The sequence below is a fragment of the Achromobacter animicus genome (genome assembly GCF_902859585.1).
Classification (GTDB): Bacteria; Pseudomonadota; Gammaproteobacteria; order Burkholderiales; family Burkholderiaceae_B; genus Achromobacter; species Achromobacter animicus.
Window position 1 is genome coordinate 296941 of record NZ_CADIJM010000002.1, and the last position, 25284, is coordinate 322224.

Consider the following 25284-nt stretch of genomic DNA (forward strand, 5'->3'; position numbering starts at 1 on the left):
TCTGTATAGTCCGACAGTCAAAGCCTACAACGCCCTTACAGTCGATCCGCTATGCAGCCTGTTCTACCCGCCTACCTGATCGCCCGTTGGCTGTTGCTGCTTGTGCTGTTGGCGGGGGTTTACTTTCTTAGCGGATTCCTGGTTCCGGCCCTGGCGGCGCTGATCATCGGCCTGGCCAGCTGGCCCCTGTACCAACGCCTCGTCGTCCGTTGCGGCGGCCGCACGGCGGTTGCCGCGTCGCTGGCGCTGCTGGTCGTCGTCGTGGTGCTGATTGTCCCGTTGTCGCTGGCCCTGTCCTATGCCATCAAGGAAGCCAGCGCTTTCGTCGCCTGGGCCATCGCGGCCAACCGCCACGGCGTGGACGTGCCTGCGTGGATTTCGTCCCTGCCGGTGGTGGGCGATCGCCTGGGACAGTACTGGCAATCCTATATCGGCCAGCCTCACGCGCTGGGCGCGCTGGTCGAAGCCGTCAGCGGCGAACACCTGGGCAACATCTACCGCATGGCGCTGGCCGCCACGGGCAACGTGTTCCAGTTGCTGCTGACGGTGCTGTTCATGTTGATCACGCTGTTCTTCGTCTACAAGGACGGCATCCGCATGGTCGCGCAGCTGGACGTGCTGGGCGAGCGCATTCTGCCCGCCCGCTGGCAGCGCTTTTCGCGCGTGGTCCCGGCCACCATCAATTCCACCGTCACCGGCATGGGCCTGATCGCGCTGGGCGAAGGCGTGGTGCTGGGCATCGCCTACTGGGTCGCGGGTGTGCCGTCGCCCGTGCTGCTGGGCGTGGTCACCGGCTTCATGGCGCTGATTCCCGGTGGCGCGCCGCTGTCGTTCACGCTGGTGTCCCTGTATCTGGTGGGCTCGGGCCATGTGGTCGCGGGCATTGCGCTGATGGTCTGGGGCAGCGTCGAACTCTTCATCGTCGACAAAACCCTGCGCCCGCGCCTGGTGGGCGGTCCCGTCAAGCTGCCGTTCCTGCCGACCTTCTTCGGGCTGGTGGGCGGCGTGAAGACCATGGGCATCGTGGGATTGTTCGTGGGGCCGGTGCTGATGGCCCTGCTGGTGGCCGTCTGGCGCGAATGGGTGCACCACGAGGTCCAGGAGCGCGACGCCGCCCGGCTGACGCCGCCGCCGGTCCGCCCCGAGAAGACGCCAGCGGGCTGAGGACGCGGGAGCCGCCCGGCGGCCTTGCCATTTGGTAATCTAGCCATCCCGCGTGACCGGCGCCTTGCCCGGTGCGCGCCTGCCCGCCCGCAGACGCGCCGCCTACGCCGCGGGCTGTGAGGATCAAGATGTCCGGGTTATTGCCTGATGATCAGATAGCCATCCTGCGCGAGCAGGGCTTCGTGGTGGCGCGCCAGTTCGCCAACCCGGAGCAGGTTGCCGCGCTGCGTGCGCTGGCTGAACGCCATTTGCGCGATCACGTCGCTCCCATCGAATACGAAGCCGACCTGCGCTATCCTGGCGCGCCGCAATCGCGCAACGCCGAGGGCGGCCTGACCGTGCGCCGCCTGCTCAACGCCTACGCGCGCGACCCCCTGTTTGCCCAATGGGCCACCGATCCGCGCATCGGCCAGTGGTTGAAGCGCTATTTCAACGAGACGCCGGTGCTGTCCACCGTGCACCACAACTGTGTGATGACCAAGCACCCGGCGTACGGCAGCCTGACGGGCTGGCATCAGGACATCCGCTATTGGTCGTTCTCGGATACGGATCTGGTGTCCTGTTGGCTGGCCCTGGGGCCGGAGACGCGCGCCAATGGCGGGCTGTCGTTCATTCCGGGCTCGCACGCGGCGGCATTTACGCCGGACCAGTTCGACGACAAGAAATTTTTCCGCGAAGACGTGCCGCAGAACGCCGACTGGATCGCGCGCGCCGTCTGTCCGGAACTGCAAGCGGGCGATGTGGTGTTCTTTCACTGCCGCACCTTGCACGCCGCGCAGGGCAACAGCAGCGACCGCGTGAAGCTGTCGGTGGTTCATACCTACCACCCCGAGTCCTGCCATCCGCTGCCGGGCACCCGGTCGTCGTCGCAGGCGGGCGTGCCGCTGGCGGGGGCGTGACGCCCCGGAAAGCCCGTAGACTGTGGCATCAATGATCCGCGCGCCGGCAATGCACCCCTGCCGGTCCGGTCCGCAATCCCTACTTCGGAACTGAAGCAACATGCGTGAAAAAATTGTCTTCATCGGCGGCGGCAATATGGCCTCCGCCATCATCGACGGACTGATCGGCCAGGGCCGGGCGTTGACCGATTTTCTGGTGATCGAACCCTACGCGCCGACGCGCGAGGCGCTGGTCGCACGCGGCTTGCCCTGCCAGGAAAGCGTCAGTGCCGACATCGGCGACGCCGCCCTGTGCGTGCTGGCCACCAAACCGCAAGTGCTGCGCGAAGCCTGCGGCCAGGTCCGGCAGCATCTGCCGGCCGAGGCCACCGTGGTCAGCATCGCGGCGGGCGTCGAGCTGGCTGCGTTGTCGGAATGGCTGGGCGGGCACGCGCGCATCGTTCGCGCCATGCCCAACACGCCGGCCAAGGTGGGCCTGGGCATGACCGGCCTCTTCGCCACGCCGGCTTGCGAGCAGGCCCAGCGCGATCAGGTCGACGCGCTGTTCGCGGCGGTCGGCGAACGCATCTGGACCGAATCCGAAGCCATGATCGACGCCGTCACTGCGGTGACGGGCAGCGGCCCCGGTTACGTGTTCCATTTCATGGCGGCCTTGGAAAAGGGCGCCGTCGAATTGGGCTTTGCGCCCGCCGATGCGCGCCGGCTGGCTGTCGCCGCCTTCCGCGGTGCGTCGGAACTGGCCGCCAGCGAGGACGTGCCGTTGACCGAATTGCAGGACCGCGTCACTTCCAAGGGCGGCACCACCTACGCCGCCCTGTCGCACATGCAGCAGGCGGGCGTGGCCCAGGCCATCACCGAAGCTGTGCACAAGGCGCAGCAGCGCGCCCGCGAGTTGTCCGCGGGATAAAGGCCCCGGCGCGGCAACGGGCCGTCAGCGATGACGGCCCAGCCGCCACAGCAAGACGGCCGCCACCAGAATGGCCGCGACATTGAACTGCATGGCCGACGCAAACGCCTGCGCATGGCGCTCCGCTGCGCTGGCTTCCGCGTAAGCCTCCAGCGAACCGCCATACAGCATGCCCGCCGCCGACACGCCCAGCGCGGCGCCCACCTGCTGCAAGGTCGACACCACGCCCGCCGCCATGCCGGCCTGGCGGTCGTCGACCAGCCCCATCGCCAGGTTGACCAGGGGCGTGTTGACCGCGCCTTGCGCCGCGCCCAGCCACACCAGCGCAGGCAGCAACGTCCACGGCGACAGGCTGGCGCCGCCGATGCCGGTTTGCATCATCAGCGCCGCCGTCGCCCCGCCGTACAACAGCGCGGCCAGCGCGATCGCGCGCGTGCCGTACCGGGCGACCAGTCTTGGCGCCACCATCGATCCCGCCACGAATCCGACGCTGGCCGGCGCGAAGATCATGCCGGCCGTCAACGCATCCAGGCCAAAGCCCGTCTGCACCAGCAAGGCGTAGCAAAGAAACATGGCGCTGGCGGTGGAGAACACCAGCATCACGACGAGGCACCCCGCCGCAAAGCGCGGCTGCGCCAGCAAGTCCATGTCCACCAGCGGCACGCCGCCGTGCGCGGCGACCCGGCGCTGCAGCCGCACGAAGGCTGCCAGCGCAACCACCGATGCCCCGCCGCAGGCGAGCGTCCAGGCGGGCCATTGCTGGGCGGGGCCTTCGATCAACGCCAGCAGCAGCAACGCCAACCCCAGGCCCACGAGCGCGGCGCCGGGCCAGTCCATCGCCGCGCCCGAGGGCTCGGCGGATTCGGGGATGTGCCGGGCAAGCCAGCACGCCAGCAGCCCCAGCGGCAGATTGATCAGAAAGATGGCACGCCACGCCAACCCGAACAGATCCGCATGGATGATCCAACCGCCGAGCACCTGCCCGGCGATGGCGGCCAGGCCCAGCGTCATGCCCAGCAGCCCGAACGCCCGGCGCCGCGCATGCCCCTCGAAGCTGACGCGGATCAGCGCATACACCTGCGGAAACAGCAGGGCCGCGGCGGCGCCCTGCAGGATGCGCGCGGCGATCAGCGTGTCCGGCGTGGGCGCCAGGCCGCACAGCGCGGACGCCACCGCAAAGCCCGCCATGCCCAGCATGAACAGCCGTCGCCTGCCATGGCGGTCGCCCAACCGGCTGCCCGCGATGAGCAGCACGCCATACGCCAGTTCATAGGCGGCGATGATGAAGTTGATCTGCGCGAAGCTGGCCGACAGCGTGGCCTGCATGCTGGGGATGGCCACGTTCACGACGAACAGGTCGAAGATCGTGATGAAGCCGCCGGATAGCAGCACCGCCAGGCCGAGCTTGCCGAGTCGTGGCGAAGCGGGGTCGGCAGGGGCGGCCGACGGCGTGGCGGGAAGGGTAGTGGTCGACATGAAAGCGTCCAAAAAGTCAGGATCGGCGCTATTCTGGGCGGACCTTTAGCCTTATACAATTTAGCTGTTTATGCTATTACTCCGTGCAACCCCGTCATGACCGAACCCGCCATTTCACGCCGTCTGGACCGCACCCGGGCCGACCTGTCCGAATTCCTGCGCCTGCGCCGGGAACGGCTCACTCCCGCTGACCTGGGGCTTCCGCCCGGCCGCCGCCGCCGCACGCCGGGGTTGCGCCGCGAGGAAGTGGCGGCGCTGGCCGGCGTCGGACTGGCCTGGTACACGTGGTTTGAACAGGGGCGCAACATCAGTGTGTCGGCCACCTTTCTCGAAAACCTGGCGCGCGTGCTGCGGTTGGACGACGCCGAGCGCCGCCACCTGTATCTGCTGGCGCACCAGCGCCCGCCGGCCGAGACCGGCCGCACGTGGTGCACCGTGCCCGCGCAAGTTCGCCGCTTGATGGATGACCTGCCCGCGCGGCCCGCCTACATCCTGAACCTGCGTTGGGACGTCGTCGTGTGGAACGCCGCCGCGGACAAGGTGTTCAATTTTTCCGGGCAGGCGCCGGGACGGCGCAACCTTCTCTGGATGCTGTTCGTGGACCCCGCGATGCGTGAACGCTTTGTGGATTGGACGGTGCAGGCGTCCCGCATGCTGTCCTCGTTCCGGCGCGATTTCGCCAGCGCGACCGGCGTGTCCGATATCGCTGAACTGGTTGATGAATTGGAACGTGTGTCGCCCGAATTCCAGTCGTGGTGGCGCGAGCACGACGTGCATGGCACGTGCATGGGACTGCGCACGCTGCATGTGGATGCGTTGGGCGATATCGCGTTCGAGCATGCCACCTTGAGTGTCGATGAAAGCCGGCACTTGCGATTGGTGGTCTATGCGCCCGCGCCGGATGAACCCCGTGCCGCCGACTTCGCGCGATGGGTGCAGGCGGGTCCAGCTGTGTCGCTGGCGCCCTCGGAGTAGGATTTTTAGGGGACGCCAGCACAAGACATTGGCAGGGGATTTGACGCGACGGACAACGCGGGTATATCGTACGAGCTATCGTAAGACATATCGTAAGAGCTACCTATGCGCCAAACGGCTTTCCGCGAACACCCGCACCATGGGCGTCCCCACCATGGCCACCACCACCCCAGTCACCGCCACCCGCGTCACGCCAGCGCGGGTGGCGACTGGTTTTCCGGTTCCTCCGACGGCCGCGGCGATGCGGACGGGTTCGGCGGCGACGGACGCGGCTTCACTCGCAGCCGCAAAGTATCCAGCGACGACCTGCAACTGATGCTGCTCGGACTGCTGGAACAGAACGCCAGCCACGGCTACGAACTCATCAAGGCATTGGGCGCGCTCAGCAACGGTTTCTATACGCCCAGCCCCGGCATGGTCTACCCCGCGCTGACGTATCTGGAAGAACTGGGCTACGCCACCGTCGAGCAAGAGGGCGCCAAGAAGCGCTATCACCTGGCGGAACCGGGCAAGGCGTATCTGGACGCCAACCGCGACCGCCTGACGCTGATGTTCAACAAGCTCAAGCATGTCGCGCGCAAGATGGACTACATGCGCCAGGCCTGGAGCGGCCAGCCGCGCGCCACCGGCCCGGAAGGCGAGGACGCCCGCACCGGCTGGCTGCCGGAGTTCGTGGAGGCGCGCCAGGCGCTCAAGCGCGCGCTTCTGGACCGTACCGACGCCTCGCCTGCAGAACAACGACGCATCGCGGCCATCCTGGCGCGTGCGACCGATGAGATCACCGGCAAATCCGGCGCGTGATCCCGTCTCACCCTACTGGAGTTTCCATGACTCAAAGCGACCTGACCGTGGCGCGTGTGCGCCACACCCTCAAGATGCGCACGCTGACCGTGGCGCGCGTCGAACGCATTGCCGGCCTGCTGGCGCGCGTCACCTTCACCGGCGAAGACCTGCAGGATTTCGTGTCCGCTTCATTTGATGACCACGTGAAGATCTTCTTTCCCGCCGATCCCTCGCAGCCGCCCGTGCTGCCCACGGCCGGGCCCGACGGCATCAAGTTTCCCGATGGCGTGGCCCGGCCCGCGGCGCGCGACTACACGCCGCGCCGCTTCGATACGGCGCGCCAGGAACTGGAAATCGAATTCGTGCTGCACGGCGACGGCCCTGCGTCGACGTGGGCCGAACAAGCCGCGCCTGGCCAGCAACTGGGCATCGGCGGCCCGCGCGGTTCGTTTGTGGTGCCGACGGCGTTCGACTGGCATGTGCTGATCGGCGACGAGACCGCATTGCCGGCCATCGCACGGCGGCTGGAAGAACTGCCGGCCTCGGCGCAGGCGCTGGTGCTGATCGAAGTGCCGGGAGCAAACAACGAAATCCCGCTGCAAACGGCCGCGAAGGCATCGGTGCGCTGGCTGCATCGCAACGGAACGGCGCCCGGCTACAGCACGCTGCTGCTGGAAGCGGCGCGCGAACTGGCGCTGCCGTCAGGCGAAGGCTATGTGTGGGTGGCGGCGGAATCGGCCACGGCAAAAGCCGTGCGCGAAATCATGGTGGCGCAGCACGGCATCGACAAGAGCCGCATTCGCGCGGCCAGCTACTGGAAGCGCGGCGCGGTTGCCGTCCACGAATCGCACGACGATTGAGCGTCAGGACTTGCGGGCGGTCCGCGCCAGCGCCAGCAGATTCGCTGCCCGTCCACCCGCCGTGTCGCGCAAAGCCAACCCCAGCACCGCGCGCGGCCATTCCAGCGCGAACGGCCGATACACCACGCCATCCGGCCGCAGGTGACGCAGCGACGCCGGCACGATGGCCACGCCCATGCCTGCCGCCACCAGGTTCACCGCCGACGACAACTGCGGCGCTTGTTGCCCGATGCGCGGACTCAGCCCGTGCTGCCGGCACGCCGCCATGATGTCCGCGCTGAGTCCATAGCCCGATTTGCGCGAATACAGAATGAAGGTCTCGTGCTGCAGGTCGGCTGGGGCGAGGCGCTTGCGGCGCGCCAGCGCATGACCCAGCGGCAGCGCCACCACCAGCGGCTCCTCGACCAACTGCGTGAACGCCAACCCGCCATCAAGCGCGAAAGGCGGACGCACGAACGCGGCGTCGATCGTACCGTCGCGCAACTGCGCCACCAGCGTTTCACTATCCCCCTGAGACAGCGTCATCTCGACCTCGGGATAGCGCTCGCGATATTGCCGGATCAGCTCGGTCACCACGCCATTGAAGGACGCCGATTCGGTAAACCCCAATGTCAGTTCACCGACCTCGCCGCGCGCGGCGCGCTGCGCCGTGCGCACTGCGGCGTCCGCGCGTTGCAGGATGTCCTGGGCGCACGCCAGGAATGCGCGTCCCGCGTCGTTAAGCGCCACGCCGCGGCCCATGCGGTCAAACAGCGGTGTGCCGACTTCCTGTTCAAGCTGGCGGATCTGCTGGCTGAGCGGCGGCTGCGCCATGTTCAGCAGTTCGGCCGCGCGCGTGAAATGCTGGGCTTCGGCAGTGACGACGAAATAGCGCAAATGGCGCAGTTCCATTTTGATATCCAAAAAGTACTGATGAACAATTTTCAATATATTGGACATTCTAATGGCGCGCGCCGATCATGCAGGCATCAGATCCCCGAATGAAGGAACGCCCATCATGACTGCCAATCCGTCCCCTGGCGCGCGACTGCGCCAACACCTTGCCGACAGCATCGTGGTGGCGCCCGGCGCATACGACGGCCTATCGGCCCGCCTGGTCGCCGCGGCCGGGTTTCCAGCGGTGTACGCCAGCGGCGGCGCCATTGCGCGCGCCGCCGGCTATCCGGACATCGGACTGCTCAGCTTTACCGAAGTCATGGACCGCGTTGAAAAGATCGTCGAGGCCAGCGGCCTGCCGGTGATCGCGGATGCGGACACCGGATTCGGCGGCTCGGCCAATGTTGAGCGCACGGTGCGCACGATGGAACGCGCGGGCGTGGCGGCGTTCCATATCGAAGACCAGTCCTTTCCCAAGCGCTGCGGCCATCTGGACGACAAGAGCCTGGTGGACGCTGCCGAGATGGCCCGCAAGGTCCACATCGCGCGCCAGACGCTTGCCGACGCGGACACGCTGGTCATCGCGCGCACGGACGCCATTGCGGTCGAAGGCTTTGACGCCGCCATCGCGCGCGCCGAGCTGTACCTGAAGGCCGGCGCCGACATGATCTTTGTCGAGGCGCCCGAGACGCTGGCGCAGATCCGCGCCATTGCTGAGCGGTTGCCGGGCCTGAAACTCATCAACATGTTCTACGGCGGCAAGACGCCGCTGGTGCCGCTGCCGGATCTGGCCGCCATGGGCTATCGCCTGGCGATCATCCCGTCGGACCTGCAGCGCGCGGCGATCCATGCGATGCAGGCCACGCTCCAGGCCATCCGGCAGACGGGCGACAGCAGCGCGCTGGCGGATCGCCTGACCAGCTTCGCGGAGCGCGAAGAAATCGTGCAGACCCGCCGCTATCTGGCGCTGGACGCTCAGTAGGCGCGAGACGCCGCCGTGCGGTTGCAGCCATGCGGCATGCGCAGCGGCCACAGCCGTTGGCCGGCCGCACCGTACAGCGTGCGGATGCCGCATTGCATCTTCACCTGCGCCAGCATCTGGCCGGCGTGGTCGATGATGCGCGAATCGTCTTCCGTGGACACCACCGCGCGTTGGTCCGTAAAGCCCGACAAGGCCCGGAACTCGGCTGGAATGACGAACTGGCCCTGGCCGTTCACGTAGCCGTAGCTGCGGTCTTCGCTCGCGGGCGCCAGGCCTTCGCGCATCGGACCCAGCGCGTCGAAAGCCGGTCCCGTCAGCGCACCCTTGGCATCCACCCAACGCGCACCGCCGCCGGACAGCTGCGTCACGGCGCGTCCCTCCGAAAACGCGGACGCAAAGCCTTCGACCGTCACCCGGGTTTTGCCCGAAAGGTCGGTGTAGTCCGTCATGGTGCCGCGGTCTGCCGAGTAATGGCGGATCAGCAGGTCGGAACGCGACGGCCAGCTCCATTCGCCCTTGGGCAGGGTCGCGAGGATCTTGCCGCTGGCGTCCATCACGTGCGTGCCCGCCGCGTCCGCCGCCAGCGCGCGCGCCGGCGCGCCCTGGAACGCGGTGCCGATACGGGACGACGGCGCGATCTGCCAGGCGCCCTTCGCGTTCAGGTAACCCTGACGGTCGGCGCGGCGGATCTCCATCCAGTCACCCAGACGGACGTAGTCGGCGTCCTTCATGTCCAGCGCGTCCTCGCCGTCCGGCGAGATGATCCAGCGGCGCTCGCTATTGCCCGCGCTGACCGAGCCGTCTCCAAAATCGCCCACCTGCAACCCGCGCATGAACGCGGTCAGCGCCTTGCCCTTGGTGTTGAAGACCGCGGCGGGACGTTCGTATTCATTCTCTTGCTTACCCGGCTGCGTCACGCGCCACAGCGTGTCGTTCACGCGTTCCGCGCCTTGATGGCTGGCCGGCAGGATCCACTGCCCCTGCAGGTCGATGACGCCGACGCGCCCCGTGCCCAGCGAAGCGACGGCCTGGCCATTCTGGAACTCGCCGATGCTGCGGAACGCCGGCGCGGCCAGTTCCTTGCCGGCGACGAAGTCATACAGGCCCCACGGCGCGCCGTCGGCCGCCGTCTTCAAAAAACGCACCACGCCCGGGGCGACGACCTGCGTATCGAAGTTCTCGGGCAGTTCGAACGTCTTGCCGGCACGGTCGATCATGCGTACCACGCCGTCGCCATATACCTGCGCGTAGCCCTGGCGGAACATACCGATGTGCTGCTGCGCGGGCAGGTCCAGCGGCTTGCCGCGTGCATCCAGCAGCACCATGCCGTCGGCCGTCTCGGCCGCATAGCGCAACTGGTCCGCCGTGAGATCGGCGCCGTCGCCGGCGTCGTCCAGCGGCGTCACGGCGGTCCACGACGGATCGGTGACCGTGCTGCCGTCGGCCAGCAGCAGTCCCACCTGGACATCGTCGCAGTGGCAGTGGCTTTGACCCAGCAGGCCCAGCGGCGCGCCAGGCACGCCGGCCGGCAGTGACTGAAGCTGCTGGTTCTGAAGCGTCTTCACTATCTCGGGCTTGAGGAGCGCCTTGCCGTTCTTGTCCAGCACGTTGAGCAGCGCGCCTTGCGCGTCGGACAACCACAGATTGCCTTCGCGCGTTTCCATGCGGCGGGCGTCCGCCAGCCACGCGGGCGCCGCGTCGCCGTGCACCCACGCGCCCGTGGGCGTCAGTACGCCCGCGGTGCGGCTGGCGCCGTCCACGAACATCACATAGCCTTCGCTTTCGTCGCCGGCCGACAGGCCCTTGCCCAGCGTCAGGGGCTGCGGGCGCCCCGGCACCAGCGCCACGAGGTTTTCGCCGGACGGGTACACGATGGTGTCGGCAAAGCGTTGGGATGCGTGGCCTTCCGCGTCCGTCAGCGTCGCAATCACCGCGCCGTCGCGGTCCAGCACCGCAAACCCCGCCCGGCGCGGCAGCGCTGCGCTGTAGAAAGCCTTGCCCACGGGGTTCATGCTTTCGTATTGCTGGTCCGCGCCGATCAGTTTGCCGTCCGCCGTCACCAGCACCGAACCGTCAGGGCCATAGCCGGTGGCCAGGTTGCCGCTGTCCTGCGCGTAGATGTCGTCCAGCACCGGTTCCACTACCCAGTTCCAGTCCTTGTCCACCACGCCGTACTTGGACTCGCCGTTGGTGGCGATGTACAGGCCCTTGTCGCCCAGCGGCCGCGTGATCACGACGCCGGTTCCGCCGTAGCGCCGCTCGCCCTTGGCCGAGCGGTATTCCTCCTTGTACTGGACCGTGGCGCGCGCGGGCACGCCGTCGTACAGGCGCACCGCGCGCACCACGTCCTCGAACGGTTCGCCCGCAGGATTGCCGTGGCGATCGATCAGCAGCGGCTTGCCGTCCAGCGTCACAACTGCCAGTCCGATCTCGACAAAATCCTGCACTGCGTCAAAGCGCGGCGGAACGGCCATGCGGCCATTGCGGTCGATGTATCCCCACTTGCCTTGCCAACGCACCGCGGCCAGCCCGTGGCGGAAGTCGCCAACCGCCTCGAAGATCGGCTCGATCGCGACGCGGCCGTTCTGGTCCAGAAAACCCCAGGCGTGGCGGCGCAGCGAGTTGTCGTGCGGTACGCGGTCGATGTTCTCGATGGCGGACGGCAGCAGCACCGCGGCGCGGCCGTCGTGCAGGTCCCGGATGCAGCCGTTGCCGAAGGGGTTGCGCGAGGAAATGTCGTCGGCTGCCGGATAGGCCTGGTACTCCGCATCGCTCATGCAATACAGGTGCATCGACTGTATATAGCCGTTCTGCGCCTGGGCGGACAGGGATACGCCTAGCGCGGCCAGGGCGCAGGCAAGGCGGGTGGTTCGTAGCACGCGTGACGTCATGATCATTCTGCGTTGGCGTTGGCGGTCTCGGCGACGGGCGGTTTGACGCCGGTGGCCTCGGGGCAGGTGAGCTTCTGGGGCGGCCAGCTCTGCTGGTCCTTCGCATCCACGATCACCATCGTGTCGCACAGCACGCCGAACAGCGCGGTCGTGTTGCCCTTGGTGTCGATGTACTCGATCAGCCGATTTCGGCGGACCAGCGCGCGGCCTTCGTGAAAGTTGTCGGCCCACGTGAACGCCGGCGCAATCGCATAGCGTCCGGTCAGGTCGACGTACCCGAACAGCTTGCCGGTGCGTTCCAGGCGGCGGGCCCGCGCCAGGCCGTCCTTCAAGGGGCCAAGCTGATTGAAGTGCGCGCCCACGACGCGCTTGCCGTTTGCGTCGATGAAGCCGTACTTGTTGTCGCCATCGCTGTAAGGCACGACGCCTTCGCTGGCTTTGTCATAGTCGACGGCGTGGCGGCCCGGCAGGCGCGCGATCTCGCGTCCTTGCAGGTCCACCAGGATGCTGGACGAGCCCTCGTCGTCGTTGAATACGACGCGCTGCATCGAAGCCAGCGGCATGCCATCGCCCCATTTTTCCAGCATCGTCTTGCCGGTCTGGTCAATCACGCGATAGCCCGCGCCGCTATTGGCGCGCGCCAGGCCTTCGGGCTGGGTGAAGAAGGGATTGAATTCTCCATAGCGCGCCGGCACCTTCATGTTGCCGCGCGCGTCGATGGCGCCTTCGCGCTCGTCGAACTTGATGTAAAGCCAGTCGCCGTACTGCTGCTTGTCTTCGGGACGGCCGTCGGAGACACGAATCGCGCCGCCTTGCGCGTCGAACAACACGGCGCTCGCGTCGGCCAGTTCGCCCAGAAAGCGACCATCCTTCAGCTTCTGCGGCTTGCCTACTACCGGCTCGCTTGCCTTGCCGGTGCGCAGGTTGATGACGCGATAGGCGCGTTCGGTGTAGCCGCCGCGCTTGCGCGTGTCTTCGGGCGCTTCGGCCAGCATCATGCCGTTACCCAGGTATTCCAGGTCGTAGGCGCCGTTATAGCGGGCAGGCACTACCCACTGCCCCTCACGGTTGACCACGCCCCAGCGATTCTTGTCCCGCACCTTGGCCCAGTCGTCCTCGAACTCCTGGACTTCATCGAAGGCCGGCTTGAGCACGGGCGCACCCTTGCGCACGTTCCACAGGCCCATGCGGCGCTGGCGGTTTTCGTTCACCGCGCGGTATTGCAGCAGTTCGCCGTCGAGGCGCGATGTGTCTTCCAGCACGTTCGCGGGAACGGCCACCGTCTGGCCGCGGGTGTCGATGAGCAGCGCATCGCCGCGCAGCATGTCCTTCGTGCGGGCCCAGGTGTAGGGGCCTTTGAAGGGGCGCATTTCGCTGTACTGGGGCTCGATGGCCCACGTGCCGTCCGCGCCGATCGCGCCGACCGCGCCGGCCCGATCGGCCTTTGAACGCGCCACGATCGGCAGCGTGACGTCGTAGGTGTCGATGTTTGCCCAGTCTGGATTCGTGACGATATCGCCCGCCGCCGTCAGGATGCCGAGCGGCTGGTCATATTCGCTGGGTCGCAGGAGGGCCAGCGGCGCAGCGGCATCGGCGGCCGACTTGCGTGCGTAGTGGAACTCGCTGATGTCGTAGCCGCGCAGCTTGGCGACGGTGGTTTCGTCAAGGATGCCCAGGCCGTCGGGGTTGTAGATTTGATGCAGCGTCTCGTCGTCCGCGACGGCGTTGACGCTGCTTTGCACGGCGGCTGCGGCTGCGGCTGCGGTGGCGGTGTCGCTGGCGGCGTCCATTGCCGCGTCCATGGCAGCGTCTGCGGTCGCTTCTGACGGCGTTGCGGGGGTTGGGGCTGCGTCCGCGTAGGTCGCCTCCTTCGCGGCGTCCGCCGCGTCAGCGGCGACCGGCGGATCCTGGATCGCGGCTGCGGTTTCCGCTTGCGACGCGGCCTGCACGGCTGCACCCGCCGCAGCCGCCGCGGCCTCGTCTTCCGCGCTCATGTCGTCACGGGCGGCGTCCATGCCGGCGCCCGTAGCGCCTGCCAAAGAGACAGGCACGCCATACACCCATGCGCGTCCCTGATGAATCTTGACGTCGCCGTTGCGCAGGGCGAGCAGCTGCACGCTGCCTGCGGGATCGATCAGCAGCGTCATGCCGGGTTCGGCGGTAAAGCCCCAGCCGTCGCGGCGCTGCACGCCCAGATAGTCGCTCTTGAACGCGTGCAGGGTCTCAAGCTTGCTGTCCAACAGCACCGAACCGCCCTCGGCGTGGCGCGCCAGCCAGACGCCCGGCGCCAGCAATTCGACGCGTTCGTAGCGCTGTTCAGACAGCGGTTCGCCGCGTGCATCCACGAATTCCCAAGCGCGTTCGCGGTTAACAGCCAGCACGTCGCCATCGCGCAGCGGCGGGGCGAGCGAGCGCAGCACCTGCGGACTGATCGCCCATGCGCCGCTTTGGTCCAGCAATCCCCACCAGCCGCCGTAGCGCGAGTCGCGCGATTGCGCCGGCAGATAGTCGCCCGTCGGTTCGGCCAGCGCCATCACGCCGTCGGGCAGCGTGGCCGGTTTTCCGGTTGCGGTGTTGAATAGGCGCGGCGGGGTAGGGATCTCCATCGCCGCGAGCTTTTGGCCGGACTGGAACCCGCCCGTGCGCGTGCCCAGCGGAAAGGTCTTCACGACCTTGCCCTGGCGGTCGATCAGCACGTCCCGGCCGTCTTCCTCGGCCAGCGCCGTACCTTCGGCATTGAAGCCGGTGGCTTCCGAAAAGCGCGGCTCGATGACCCAGCGTCCACGCTTGTCGATGTAACCCCAGCGTTCATCCTGGCTGACGGCGGCCAGCCCATTCTGGAAGGACCGGGCGTCCGAATACGCAGGCGTAATCGACATCACTCCCTGCTTGTCGATGTAGCCCCACGCCGCAGATTCGCCATCGGCGGTGCCCACGAGCACCGCGGCTAGGCCTTCCTGGTAAGGCTGGTGGCACATGGTCCCCGCGCCTTCGCCATAGCTGCTGTAGGAGCACTGCTGCGTCCAGTCAGGCCGCGCCTGCGCGTTGCCAGGCGCCAGCAGCGTCATCCCGGCCAGCGCCACGACCAGCGCCAAGGGCTTGAAGAAGGGCGCCGCCGTCATGGCTTGCAGGCGCGGCGCAAGACCGCGGAAATGAAAGAGCCAGACCGGGCGTGCCACATGATTCGATGCCTGCCGAATGATTGGGAAGGCAGCACTGTAACCAGGGGTACCCGGGGACGGATCGACAGATGTAACTATTGCGGACGAAGCGTTAACACCTCTGGCTCTTTGATCTGAAATGTGGCTAATTTCGGCTAATGGTTCGCAAGTCAGGCATATTTAGATGTCACTTGCTGTGAAGAGACATTTTCCCTTCAAGCGTCGTCGCTTCAGGTCCGGAGGGCTTGACTCTCGCCAATACACATTCCTCCCGCGCATGCAGCGGACAAAAATTAATCGGTTGAATCGCCCGCGCGTCAGTTCTGTAATACATCCACTGCCCGCCCGGACGGGGGCGACGTTCCCTGCGAGAGGTTCGCCATGTCCACCCCCCAAAAACCTTCATTGGACGCATCCCAGCTTTGGCTGCTGGTCCTCGCCGGCGGCGTCGTCATGGGCCTTGCCCTGGGCGTGCGCCATGTGCAGGGCCTGTTTCTCCTGCCCGTCACGATGGACAGGGGCTGGAGCCGCGAGACCTTCGCCATCGCCCTGGCCGTGCAGAACCTGACGTGGGGCATCGTGCAGCCCTTCACCGGCATGATTGCCGACCGCTATGGCTCGGCCAAGGTGATTGCCGGCGGGTTGGTGTTCTACGCGCTGGGCCTTGCCGGCATGGCTCATGCCACGACGCCCGCCGCCTTCATGTGGACGGCGGGCGTGTGCATCGGCATCGCGTTGTCCGGCACGGCATTCGCAGCCATCTACGGCGCGCTTAGCCGTCTGGTGCCGCCGGAGCGCCGGAGCTGGGCGTTGGGCGTGGCGGGAGCGGTTGGCGGCCTGGGACAGTTCACGATGGTGCCGGCGGCGCAATGGCTGATCGGCGGCTGGGGCTGGGTCGCGGCGTTGCTGGTGTTCGCGATGGTGCTGATGATCTTGCTGCCGCTGGCGTTTCCGCTGCGCGAGCCCGCGAACCGCGTGCGCGATGCGGCCGCGCCCGACGCGAACCTGTCGCTGTCTGACGCCATCCGCGAGGCCTTCACACGCCCCGGTTTCTGGCTGCTGAATCTGGGATTTCTGGCGTGCGGTTTCCAGCTGGCGTTCATCGGCACGCACCTGCCCGCCTACCTGATGGACAAGGGCCTGCGCGCGTCGGACGCGGTGGCGGCGCTGGCCATTATTGCGCTCACCAACGTCATGGGCACGTACGTCTGCGGCATCCTTGGCGCGCATCATCGGCGCAAGTATCTGCTCGCGGGCATCTACCTGGTGCGGACCGCGGCGATTGCACTCTTCGTGCTCGTGCCGCTATCCACGTGGTCGGTCTATGCTTTCGCTGCCGTGATGGGGTTTGTGTGGCTGGGCACGGTGCCGCTCACCAATGGGCTCATCTCGCAGGTGTTCGGCGTGCGCTATATCACGACGCTCTTCGGCTTCGTGTTCTTTGGCCATCAGGTCGGCTCGTTCCTGGGGGTGTGGCTGGGCGGCGTGGTGTTCGAGGCCACACGATCCTACGACCTGATCTGGCTGGGCGCGATGGCGCTGGGCGTGCTGTCGGCCGCCTTGCACTGGCCGATCGACGACCGCGAGATCCAGCGCGCACGGCCAGCGGGCGCGGCGGGATAACCAGCGGGATGCGGCTACGCAAGCCGGTGCTGCGTGCCCGCGCCCATGGTGATGTGCAGCATGCGGCAAGGCTCCATGACCTTGACCGTATGCCATGCCCCTTTGGGGATGACGTAGGCGTCGCCGGCCAGCATCTTCACCACCTGGATGCCGGTGGGCCATTCCAGGTGCAGCTCGGCCGCGCCGGCCATCAGGCGCACTATCTCGTCGGCGCCGGGGTGCATCTCCCATTGCGGCCAGTCCGCGGCGAACTCGTATTCGGACACCAGCCAGCCGCGCCCGTATTGTTCGAGGTCTACCGGGGATTGGGACCAGAACTCGTCGCCGCCCGTCAAGGTGGCGGCGGCGCCGGAGGCGTCCAGGTACACATAGTGCGACGTCAGGTCGATAGCCATGTTGCGGGTCCTCGGGTGTGGGGATCAGGGCAGTGTATGTCAGCGCGCAGCCTGTCACATCGTTGCGTTTATCATGTCTGCCATCGGCAACAGGGAGAGCATGCGATGAGCAAGGGATTCGAAGGGGTGCGCCCCGCGTCCGAATCGTCCATCGAGATCGGGTTCTTCCACGACGGCCGGCATTGTGTCGAGCGTATCCGGGTCAAGCCCACCGCCGCCAACCTCAAGCGCGCTGCCGACCGGCGCGTTGCCATCCTGGAGGCCATAGCGCGCGGGGACTTCGACTACGACGCCGAATTCCCCAAACGCGGCGCTAAGCCATCACAGGGTCCCGCATGACGAGCAACACGCAGCTTGAAATCCACGATCTGTCGCCTGATGCCTTCAACGCCTACGGGTGGATGCTGGGCAAGCCTATGCCGGACGGCAACGGCGTTCCGTTGTACACGCACCCGGCCACCGACTTCTGGCACGAACACCAGTTCAACACCGGCGCCGGCGGCGATGCCGAACTGCTGTGGGTCAATTACCGCAGCCAATCGCTTGAGGTCGCCAGCCTTGAAAAGCATCTGCTGACGCAGCAGGCAATCGTTCCGCTGACCGGAAGCATCATCCAGATCGTGGCGCGCAGCGCCGCCGACGGCACGCCTGACCTGTCCACGCTGGCGGCCTTTCATGTGGCGCAGGGGCAGGGCGTGTGCATGCGGCCGGGCTGCTGGCACGCCACCCGGGTGGCGGGCGATGAGGTGACCTGCATGATGCTGACGCGTCGATCCACGACGGTTGATCTGATCCAGCATCTGACCACGGACGCCAACGCCACCGAAAGCGCCATCACCGCCATTCCCGCGCGTCAGCTGGAAGTGCCTCAGGATCTGCTGCAAAGCGCCTGAGAAGGGTCATTCCGCTTAGTTGCATTCGTAGCCCAGGCGCGCGAACAGGGGCCACTTGTTGCGGTAGCTGTCCGTCCAGCACATGCCGAAGAAGGCGGCAAACGGTGCATCGATCCGTTGCGCGGATATCCGCGCTGCCGCGTCGGCATCCCGAGGGCAGAAGGGCTGGCCGGGCGTCGGGTACAGCGCGCCGTCCCAGACCGGCTGCTCGCAATGCTCGCAAAAGTTGGACCATTCGCCGGATCGTGCCGGGTTTTCGCGGTAGAACGGCGCAATCGTGCGCAGGGTTTGCGCCACCTCGGGGGCGAGCGCCCGGGTCGACGAGATCATCGCCGGGCCGGGCATCGCCTGCCATTGCGCCGGCCCGAACAGCCAGTCCCGAAACGCCTGCGGATCCAGGCCGGGGCTGTCGGCGTCGTCTTCATCCAGCTCCAGTTCACCCTCGGTGCTTTCATGACCGGGCGGCACGGCCAGCGCCGCCACACGCGTCAGTTTGCTGCAGGCCGCGCAGGGGTGCTCGGCCTGCAGCACGAAGTACGACGACGCGCGAATGTTGAAAGCCTCTCCGTCCGGGCCGGTCATGCTGGGGTCTTGCGCTGCCATGCTGCTGTGTCTTTCCTGTTGCGTCGGCAAGGTGCGCCGATTCTTTGATATGCGGGGGAAATATGCCAGAATCCCCCGGAATTCGAGCCTGGCGCATTACACGCCGCCGTCACCGGGCGCCCGCGCCATCCCGTCATGCCGGAGCCCTGAATGCGCCACCGCCAGATTAGCACCGCATTTCGCCGCGCCACCTGCCGTCCGTTCATCGGTCTCGTTGCCGCCATCGCATTGGCGGGCGCCATGGCCGGCTGCACCTTCAGGTCACCCGACGCCGCTTCCGGCTCGCAGTGGGTCGGCATTGAAGGCGTCTCGGCACAACACGCGCGCACCATCGCCCGCGAATCCTACCTGTACGGCGCGCCCATGGTCGCCAGTTACCAGGCCATGTATGCATACAGCATCGACAAGAACGGCGCGCAATACAAAGGGCCGCTGAACACCATCAACCCGATGGGCACTGCCGCCGCTGCGGCGGCCGGGCTGGATCCCGCCTATCTGTATTCGTACGCGGCCCTGGACTTGCGCGCCGAGCCCGTCGTCGTCACCGTGCCTCGCGTGGAAAAGCAGCGCGACGCCTCGCTGCAGGTGATGGACCTGTATATGCACCACATCGGCGACCTGGGTTCGCGTGGCCTGGGCGGCGGCGTGTTCCTGGTGGCGGGTCCTTCCTGGAAGGGCAAGACCCCCGCGGGCATCACCAAGGTGATTCGCGCCGAGACGGAGCTTGCCACGCTGGTCGCCCGCACGCAGCGCTTCAATCCCGCCGACCAGGACAACGCCAAGCGCATCCAGTCACGCTTGAAGGTCCAGCCCCTGTCGGCGTTCCGCAACCGTTCCGCGCCTGCGGCGCCCGCCAAGGTTGAATGGATGGCGCCCGTACCGCGCGCGCAGATGTATTCGTCGCTCGAGTTCTACGACGAGCTGGCCTTCCTGCTGCGGTTCGCGCCCGCGCACAAGTCCGAGACGATGCTGCGCGAGCGCATGGCCAGCCTGGGCCTGCGGCCTGGCGATGCCTACGACACGGCGTCGTTGAACCCAGCCTTGCGGCGCGCGCTGCAAGAAGGCATGCACGACGGACAGAACGACATCGACAAGAACCGCGCGGCGCAGGGCGCCAACACCGATGCACTGTTCGGCGGCAGGGAGGCACTCAAGAACAACTACCTGACGCGGGCGACCGGCGCGCAGATGGGGCTGTTTGCGTTTGGCGGCATGAGTGCGGCCAAGGCGCCATCCAAGGCGCCACCCAAAGCCCAGCCTCCAACGCGTTAGGTGCGCACCGCATGAAGCGCAACTTCAACATCCACGACCTGCGGATTTTCTACGCCGTGGTCATGACCGGCTCGACGCGGCAGGCGGCGTTGGCCATGCACCTGACGCAGCCGGCGATCAGCCACGCGATCTCGCGCCTGGAAAGCGCGACTGGCGTCCAGCTGTTCGACAGATCGCACAAGACCCTGCGTCCCACGGAGGCGGGGCAGTATCTCTACAGCGAGGCCAAGTTCGTGCTGGACGAACTGGTGCGTATCGACGAGGCCCTGCACAGCATCGAACAATTCGGCGGGCGCGGCTTGCGCATCGCTTCTTCGCCCGCGTTGGCTCTGGGTTACGCGCCCGACGCCGTGCGCCGCTATCTGGACATCAACGGTACGCGGCCGTTTTCCATCGACGTGGAATCGTCGATGCAGGTCATCAGCGCGGTGGAAACGATGCGCGCCGACTTCGGCCTGGGCGCCGTGGGCCGCGACAGCACGCGGCTGACCTTCACCCCGTTTCTGCGTGCGGACGTCATGGCGATCGCGCATCGGGAACACCCGCTGGCCGGACGCGAGACCATTTCGGTGCTGGATATTCCGCCGGACACCTACGTCAAGCCGTTGTGGTCCGACTACGTGGTGGCGCAGGGCGACATCGCCGACTCGCTGCTGCTGCGGTCCGGCATGCAGGCGCACATGTCGCTGCTGCCGGGCACGGTGCGCGCGGTCAAGGGCATCAGCCTGGTGAACGCGCTGTCCGCGTCCGATATCGTCGCGTCGTTTCCAGATCTGGTGGCGGTGCCGCTCGCCTCGCGCCAGTGGTTCGACTTCCTGCTCATCACGCGCGCCGAGTCCCGCAACAACGAGCTGACCGGGCGGCTGCTGGATGCGCTGAGGTCCACGGCGCAGGCGCGGCGGCAGGGCGTTTACGCGGAGACGATCGCGCTGCTGTAGCGGCGATCGCCACGCCGTCATTGCGCCGGCGGCTGCCACGGCAGCGATTGCAGATCGCCGTCGATGCTGATTGCCTGGCCGCTGACCATGGCCCCGAACGGACTGGCCAGAAACAACGCCATGTTGGCGATGTCCGCCGCGCGAACAAACTGCCGCAGGCTGACGCCCGACAGCTCCAGTCGGGTCTGTTCCTCCACCGACAAGCCCATGTTCTTCGCCCGAGCCGCAATCACGCGTTCGATGCGTGGTCCGGCGACCAGTCCCGGCAGCAGCGCATTGACGCGGATGTTCAGCGGCCCCAGCTCCATCGCCAGCGAACGTGTCAAGCCCACCACGCCCCATTTGGTGGCGGCATACGGCGTGCGCATGGGCAGGCCCATCCGGCCTGCCACCGAACTGATGTTGATGATGCTGCCACCGCCAGCCTCGCGCAGCGCCGGCAACGCATGCCGCACCGTGTGGAATTGCGAGGCCAGGTTGATGTCCAGCGTGGCGTCCAGCTCCGCTTCCGTGATGTCGGCGATGCCCGCCGTCGGACCCGCGATGCCGGCGTTGTTCACGAGCACGTCAAGCCCGCCCAGATGCGACAGCGCGGTCTGCATGTAGCGGTCGATCTCGGCTCGGCTGCCCACATCTGCGCGCGCCCAGGGATGGCGGCACGCGGTCAGGGCTTGTTCATCCACGTCGCACAGATGCACGCGCGCGCCGCGCTCCGCAAAGGCGTCGGCCAGCGCGGCGCCGATGCCGGACGCGCCGGCCGTGACGATGACGCGCTTTCCGGACAGGTCGACGGGCAGGGCGGTGATCGCGGCGGGCGTATGCATAGGGGTTTCCGGTCGGTTCATGGTCAGGGCTTCATCAAGCGGCAGGTCGATTCCGCAGGCGACGTATACACCTGGTCGCCCGGCACCCGCGCCACCAGCTTGTAGTAATCCCACGGCGCCTTCGATTCCGCCGGCGTCTTCACCTGCATCAGGTACATGTCGTGCACCATCAGCCCGTCCGCACGGATCTTGCCGTCCTTCACGAAGAAGTCATTCACCGGATTGGCCTTCAGCCACTTCATGATGGTGTCGCCGTCGGTGCTCTTGGTGGCTTCCACCGCCTTTAGATAGGTCGTTGCCGCGGAATAGTCGCCGGCCTGCAGCATGGAAGGCTTTTTCTTCATCACGGACTCGAAACGCGACGCCCATTTACGCGATGCGTCGTCCTGATCCCAATACCACGCCGTGGTCAGGTACATGTTCTGCGCCGCTTGCAGGCCCAGCGCATGCACGTCGGTGATCAGCACCAGCAGGCCGGCAATCTTCATCTTGGGCGTCAGGCCGAACTCGTTGGCTGCCTTGACCGCATTGCTGGTGTCGCTGGCGGAATTGGCCAGGCCCAGCACCTGCGCGCCCGAGGCCTGCGCCTGCAGAATGAACGACGAGAAATCGGCTGTGTTCAACGGGTGCCGCACCCGGCCCTTGGCGTTGCCGCCATCGTCCTGCACCACCTTCGATGCGTCCCGCTCCAGCGCGTGACCAAACGCGTGGTCTACCGTCAGAAAGAACCAGTCCTTGTTGCCTTCCTTCATCATCGCGCGCGCCGTGCCGCGCGCCAGCGACACCGTGTCGTACACGTAATGCACGGTATAGGGCGTGCACTGTGAGTTCGTCAGCTCGGATGCGCCCGCGCTCACCACGAAGAACGGCGTTTTCTTTTCCTCGGCCACCTTCGCCATCGCCAGCGCTGCCGCAGAGTTTGCGCCCGCGATCAGCATGTTCACGCCGCGCTGATCCAGCCATTCCCGGGCGCGTGACGACGCGATATCCGCCCGGTTCTGATGGTCTGCGACCAGCACCTCCACCTTCTTGCCCGCCACGGTGCCGCCCAAGTCGGCGATCGCCATCTTGATCGCCTCGGCCCCGCCCGGTCCATCGGCGTCGGCCGACAGCCCCGACATATCCGTGATGAATCCGATTCGGATGACCCCGTCATCGGCCTGGGCCGCGCCCGCCATGCCCAACAGCGCGGCCAATGCCGTCGCACGCAACGTTTTCTTCATGTCTCGTCTCCCCACTGGGTGGATGTGTGTTTTCAGAACGCGACGTTGCCGCGTCCCTTCAGTTGCAGGGTCTCGCGTGCGTCGTCGGGTGTGGCGACCTGCAAGGACAGGTTTTCCAGAATCCGCCGGATGCGGCGTACCTGGTCTGCGTTGGACTGCGCCAATTCGCCGGGGCCGTCCCACAACGAATCTTCCAGGCCCACGCGCACGTTCCCGCCCATCGTGGCCGCCATCGTTGCCAACGGTGTCTGCTTTCGACCAGCGGCCAGCACCGACCAGATGTAGTCGTCGCCAAACAACCGGTCCGCCGTGCGCTTCATCATCATGACGTCTTCCGGGTGCGTGCCGATGCCGCCGCGGATGCCGAACACAGACTGGATCAGGAACGGCGGCTTGAGCAGCTTGCGGTCCACGAAATGCGCGGCCGTGTACAGGTGGCCGATGTCGTAGCACTCGATCTCGAAGCGCGTGCCGTTGTCACTGCAAGACGTGAGGATGTGCTCGATGTCCTTGAACGTGTTGCGGAAGATCAGGTCGTTGCTGCCCTCCAGATAGGGCCGTTCCCAGGCGTGTTGAAATTCCTTGAACCGCTCCAGCAGCTCATACATCCCGAAGTTCATCGACCCCATGTTCAGCGACGCGACTTCGGGCTTGAACTTCAGGGCCGGCGCCATGCGCTCGGCAATGGGCAACACTGGCGATCCACCCGTTGTGATGTTGACCACAACGTCCGACGCCTCCTTGATGCGCGGCAGAAACTGCGCATACAGCGCCGGATCCTGCGTAGGCTGGCCGGTGTCCGGCTGACGCGCGTGCAGATGCACGATGGCCGCGCCCGCCTCGGCGGCATCCAGCGCAGACTGCGCGATCTGATCGGGCGTGACGGGCAGATAGGGCGACATCGACGGCGTATGGACCGAACCGGTGATGGCGCAGGTGATGATGACCTTCCTGGACTTTTTCATGGGCCTCTGGCGCCGTGTGATTGCGCTGTGGATTCTTGTGGCCCCGGCTGTCTCCTCCGGGTGTAGGCCATTCTGTCGCAGGCCTTCAGGTTCTGTCACCTGAACAGAAATTATCAATTGATAGGAAATCCGGTGCTGCGGTGCAGCGTGGCGTGGCGCTGGCGCCAGGCGAAAAAAAACCGCCGCCAGGATCGCTCCGGGCGGCGGCTTTCTGAGCCAATTGGCGGCGAGGACTTAGTCCTTGCGGCTGGTCACTTCAACCAGGTGGTAGCCGAACTGGGTCTTCACCGGGCCTTGCACTTCGCCGACCGGGGCACTGAACACGACGGTGTCGAATTCCTTGACCATCTGGCCCGGGCCGAAGGTGCCCAGATTGCCACCGTCGCGGCTCGACGGGCAGCTCGAGTTTTCCTTGGCGAGCTGGGCGAAGTCAGCGCCATTCTCGATGGCGGTCTTGAGTTCGTTGGCCTTCGCTTCGGTGGAAACGAGGATGTGACGGGCGGAGGCTTGTGCCATGAGGGAACTCCTTGCAGACTGATTTGGGGAGGGGAGAGTAACGCATTCGCGTGAACTCGCTACGTTGGCAATGATAAACGGGGATTGATCCGGCCCCGGCTCAGGCTTGGTATGCGCATGTGACCAGCATCCGCACTTCCCCTAATACCTGCCCATATCCTTATACGATTATCGTATTTTCAACGCGCCCCTCCCGGGACGCGTCCACAGCCGAGGCAACGCGGGCTGGCAATGAGATGCACGTTTTCGGACGAGACTTCCTATGCCTGATTCAGCTTCCCGAGTACTGTTGAAAAGAGAGTCGGTCCCGCCGTTCTCGTCAGAGCCCAATCTGACGGACCGCGTCACCGAGATGCTGCTGGACGAGATTACCAGTGGCGACTACCAAGTCGGCGAGGTCCTGCCCCCAGAGCAGACCATCGCCACCCGGCTTGGCGTTTCGCGCACCGTGCTGCGCGAAGCGGTTTCCCGCCTGAAGGGCGACGGCATTGTGCAAAGCAAGCAGGGGCGCGGGCTGACCGTCATGCAGACGGCGCGGCCGTCGGTGCTGCGCATGCAGGCGGCGGACATTGGCGACGCGGATCAGGTGCTGCGCATCGTGGAATTGCGCCGGGGCTTCGAGATCGAGGCAGCTCCACTGGCGGCGGCTCGGCGGGACGAGGACGATCTGGCCGCGATGCGGCTGGCGCTGCGCAAGATGGCCGATGCGATTGCGTCCGGCGACGTGGCAGTTGGCGTGGATGCCGACATGGAGTTCCACCGCTGCGTGGCGCGCGCCACGCGCAATGAACACTATCTGAATTTCTTCGATTTCCTGGCGGTCCTGCTCAAAAAGAACCTGCGCGTGTCGCGCTCGCGGTCGGCCAAGATCGCGGGCCGCGGGGCGCAGGCGCAGAAGGAGCATGAAGCGCTGTTTGCCGCCATTGAGAAGGGCGACGTGGAACTTGCGCGGCAGTACGCGCGCACGCACGTCGACAACACGGAAGCACGTCTGCGTACAGCGGCGGCCACGGCTGAGAAGCCGTAGGCGCCCACTAAGGGCATCCTCCAAGGGGAAG

Annotated in this window: 23 protein-coding genes; 13 read left to right on the plus strand and 10 right to left on the minus strand. The window is 66.4% G+C overall.

Annotated elements, in window-relative coordinates; genetic code table 11:
• Positions 1–51 precede the first annotated feature (51 nt).
• The 3 genes from HV681_RS06190 (at position 52) to proC (ending at position 2970) form a co-directional block, all read left to right on the plus strand.
• A complete protein-coding gene (locus HV681_RS06190) occupies positions 52–1164 on the plus strand; it encodes an AI-2E family transporter (protein WP_056559631.1) in 1113 nt (370 codons plus the stop codon).
• Between the two features lie 128 nt (positions 1165–1292).
• Positions 1293–2063: a phytanoyl-CoA dioxygenase family protein gene (locus HV681_RS06195; protein WP_175122250.1), complete on the plus strand. Its 771-nt coding sequence runs from the start codon at positions 1293–1295 to the stop codon at positions 2061–2063.
• Between the two features lie 100 nt (positions 2064–2163).
• Entirely contained in the window at positions 2164–2970 is an 807-nt protein-coding gene (proC, locus tag HV681_RS06200; protein WP_175122251.1) for a pyrroline-5-carboxylate reductase, read from the plus strand.
• Positions 2971–2994: 24 nt separating this feature from the next.
• On the opposite strand, the gene HV681_RS06205 is transcribed toward proC, so the two are convergent.
• The gene (locus HV681_RS06205) at positions 2995–4446 is read right to left on the minus strand and encodes an MFS transporter (protein WP_175122252.1); all 1452 of its coding nucleotides are present in this window, start codon (positions 4444–4446) and stop codon (positions 2995–2997) included.
• 96 nt (positions 4447–4542) lie between these two features.
• On the opposite strand from HV681_RS06205, the gene HV681_RS06210 reads away from it, so the two are divergent.
• The 3 genes from HV681_RS06210 (at position 4543) to HV681_RS06220 (ending at position 7064) form a co-directional block, all read left to right on the plus strand.
• Positions 4543–5421 (plus strand): helix-turn-helix transcriptional regulator, encoded by an 879-nt coding sequence (locus HV681_RS06210; RefSeq protein ID WP_175122253.1) that lies wholly within the window; start codon positions 4543–4545, stop codon positions 5419–5421.
• A gap of 105 nt (positions 5422–5526) precedes the next feature.
• The gene (locus HV681_RS06215; RefSeq protein ID WP_254594895.1) at positions 5527–6222 is read left to right on the plus strand and encodes a PadR family transcriptional regulator; all 696 of its coding nucleotides are present in this window, start codon (positions 5527–5529) and stop codon (positions 6220–6222) included.
• 26 nt (positions 6223–6248) lie between these two features.
• Positions 6249–7064, plus strand: coding sequence for a siderophore-interacting protein (locus tag HV681_RS06220; RefSeq protein WP_175122254.1), 816 nt, complete (start codon positions 6249–6251; stop codon positions 7062–7064).
• A 3-nt stretch (positions 7065–7067) separates the two neighbouring features.
• Here HV681_RS06220 and HV681_RS06225 read toward each other — a convergent pair whose 3' ends face one another.
• Positions 7068–7955 carry a LysR family transcriptional regulator gene (locus HV681_RS06225; RefSeq protein ID WP_175122255.1) on the minus strand — a complete coding sequence of 296 codons (888 nt, stop codon included), beginning with the start codon at positions 7953–7955 and terminating at the stop codon, positions 7068–7070.
• A gap of 106 nt (positions 7956–8061) precedes the next feature.
• Here HV681_RS06225 and HV681_RS06230 point away from each other — a divergent pair, with 106 nt between their 5' ends.
• Complete coding sequence (locus HV681_RS06230) at positions 8062–8922, plus strand: isocitrate lyase/PEP mutase family protein (RefSeq protein WP_175122256.1); 861 nt, start codon at positions 8062–8064, stop codon at positions 8920–8922.
• Here HV681_RS06230 and HV681_RS06235 read toward each other — a convergent pair.
• Positions 8916–11813, minus strand: coding sequence for a WG repeat-containing protein (locus HV681_RS06235; RefSeq protein ID WP_175122257.1), 2898 nt, complete (start codon positions 11811–11813; stop codon positions 8916–8918). The two genes, HV681_RS06230 and HV681_RS06235, sit on opposite strands and share 7 nt — an antisense overlap.
• Before the next feature lie 2 nt (positions 11814–11815).
• On the minus strand, positions 11816–14992 hold the full coding sequence (locus HV681_RS06240; protein WP_254594896.1) for a WG repeat-containing protein: 3177 nt from the start codon (positions 14990–14992) through the stop codon (positions 11816–11818).
• A 363-nt stretch (positions 14993–15355) separates the two neighbouring features.
• Here HV681_RS06240 and HV681_RS06245 point away from each other — a divergent pair, with 363 nt between their 5' ends.
• Entirely contained in the window at positions 15356–16597 is a 1242-nt protein-coding gene (locus HV681_RS06245) for an MFS transporter (protein ID WP_175122258.1), read from the plus strand.
• A 14-nt stretch (positions 16598–16611) separates the two neighbouring features.
• On the opposite strand, the gene HV681_RS06250 is transcribed toward HV681_RS06245, so the two are convergent.
• Complete coding sequence (locus HV681_RS06250) at positions 16612–16992, minus strand: cupin domain-containing protein (RefSeq protein WP_175122259.1); 381 nt, start codon at positions 16990–16992, stop codon at positions 16612–16614.
• Positions 16993–17097: 105 nt separating this feature from the next.
• Here HV681_RS06250 and HV681_RS06255 point away from each other — a divergent pair, with 105 nt between their 5' ends.
• A complete protein-coding gene (locus HV681_RS06255; protein WP_175122260.1) occupies positions 17098–17331 on the plus strand; it encodes an Arm DNA-binding domain-containing protein in 234 nt (77 codons plus the stop codon).
• Positions 17328–17885: an ureidoglycolate lyase gene (locus HV681_RS06260; protein WP_175122261.1), complete on the plus strand. Its 558-nt coding sequence runs from the start codon at positions 17328–17330 to the stop codon at positions 17883–17885. Before HV681_RS06255 ends, HV681_RS06260 begins: the two co-directional genes overlap by 4 nt.
• 15 nt (positions 17886–17900) lie before the next feature.
• On the opposite strand, the gene HV681_RS06265 is transcribed toward HV681_RS06260, so the two are convergent.
• Positions 17901–18488, minus strand: a complete 588-nt coding sequence (locus tag HV681_RS06265) for a hypothetical protein (protein ID WP_175122262.1) — start codon at positions 18486–18488, stop codon at positions 17901–17903.
• A gap of 150 nt (positions 18489–18638) precedes the next feature.
• Between HV681_RS06265 and HV681_RS06270 the strand changes: the two genes are divergently transcribed.
• Positions 18639–19760, plus strand: a complete 1122-nt coding sequence (locus HV681_RS06270; RefSeq protein WP_175122263.1) for a DUF1254 domain-containing protein — start codon at positions 18639–18641, stop codon at positions 19758–19760.
• A gap of 11 nt (positions 19761–19771) precedes the next feature.
• Positions 19772–20698 (plus strand): LysR family transcriptional regulator, encoded by a 927-nt coding sequence (locus HV681_RS06275; RefSeq protein WP_175122264.1) that lies wholly within the window; start codon positions 19772–19774, stop codon positions 20696–20698.
• Between the two features lie 17 nt (positions 20699–20715).
• On the opposite strand, the gene HV681_RS06280 is transcribed toward HV681_RS06275, so the two are convergent.
• From HV681_RS06280 to HV681_RS06295, 4 genes are all read right to left on the minus strand, one after another.
• Positions 20716–21522, minus strand: coding sequence for an SDR family oxidoreductase (locus HV681_RS06280; RefSeq protein WP_217467829.1), 807 nt, complete (start codon positions 21520–21522; stop codon positions 20716–20718).
• A 23-nt stretch (positions 21523–21545) separates the two neighbouring features.
• Positions 21546–22745, minus strand: coding sequence for an ABC transporter substrate-binding protein (locus HV681_RS06285; RefSeq protein WP_175122266.1), 1200 nt, complete (start codon positions 22743–22745; stop codon positions 21546–21548).
• Between the two features lie 32 nt (positions 22746–22777).
• Entirely contained in the window at positions 22778–23710 is a 933-nt protein-coding gene (gene kce, locus HV681_RS06290) for a 3,5-dioxohexanoate:acetyl-CoA acetone transferase (protein WP_175122267.1), read from the minus strand.
• A gap of 234 nt (positions 23711–23944) precedes the next feature.
• Complete coding sequence (locus tag HV681_RS06295; RefSeq protein WP_006385706.1) at positions 23945–24226, minus strand: peptidylprolyl isomerase; 282 nt, start codon at positions 24224–24226, stop codon at positions 23945–23947.
• A gap of 262 nt (positions 24227–24488) precedes the next feature.
• Between HV681_RS06295 and HV681_RS06300 the strand changes: the two genes are divergently transcribed.
• A complete protein-coding gene (locus HV681_RS06300) occupies positions 24489–25253 on the plus strand; it encodes a FadR/GntR family transcriptional regulator (RefSeq protein ID WP_175122268.1) in 765 nt (254 codons plus the stop codon).
• Positions 25254–25284: the final 31 nt, after the last annotated feature.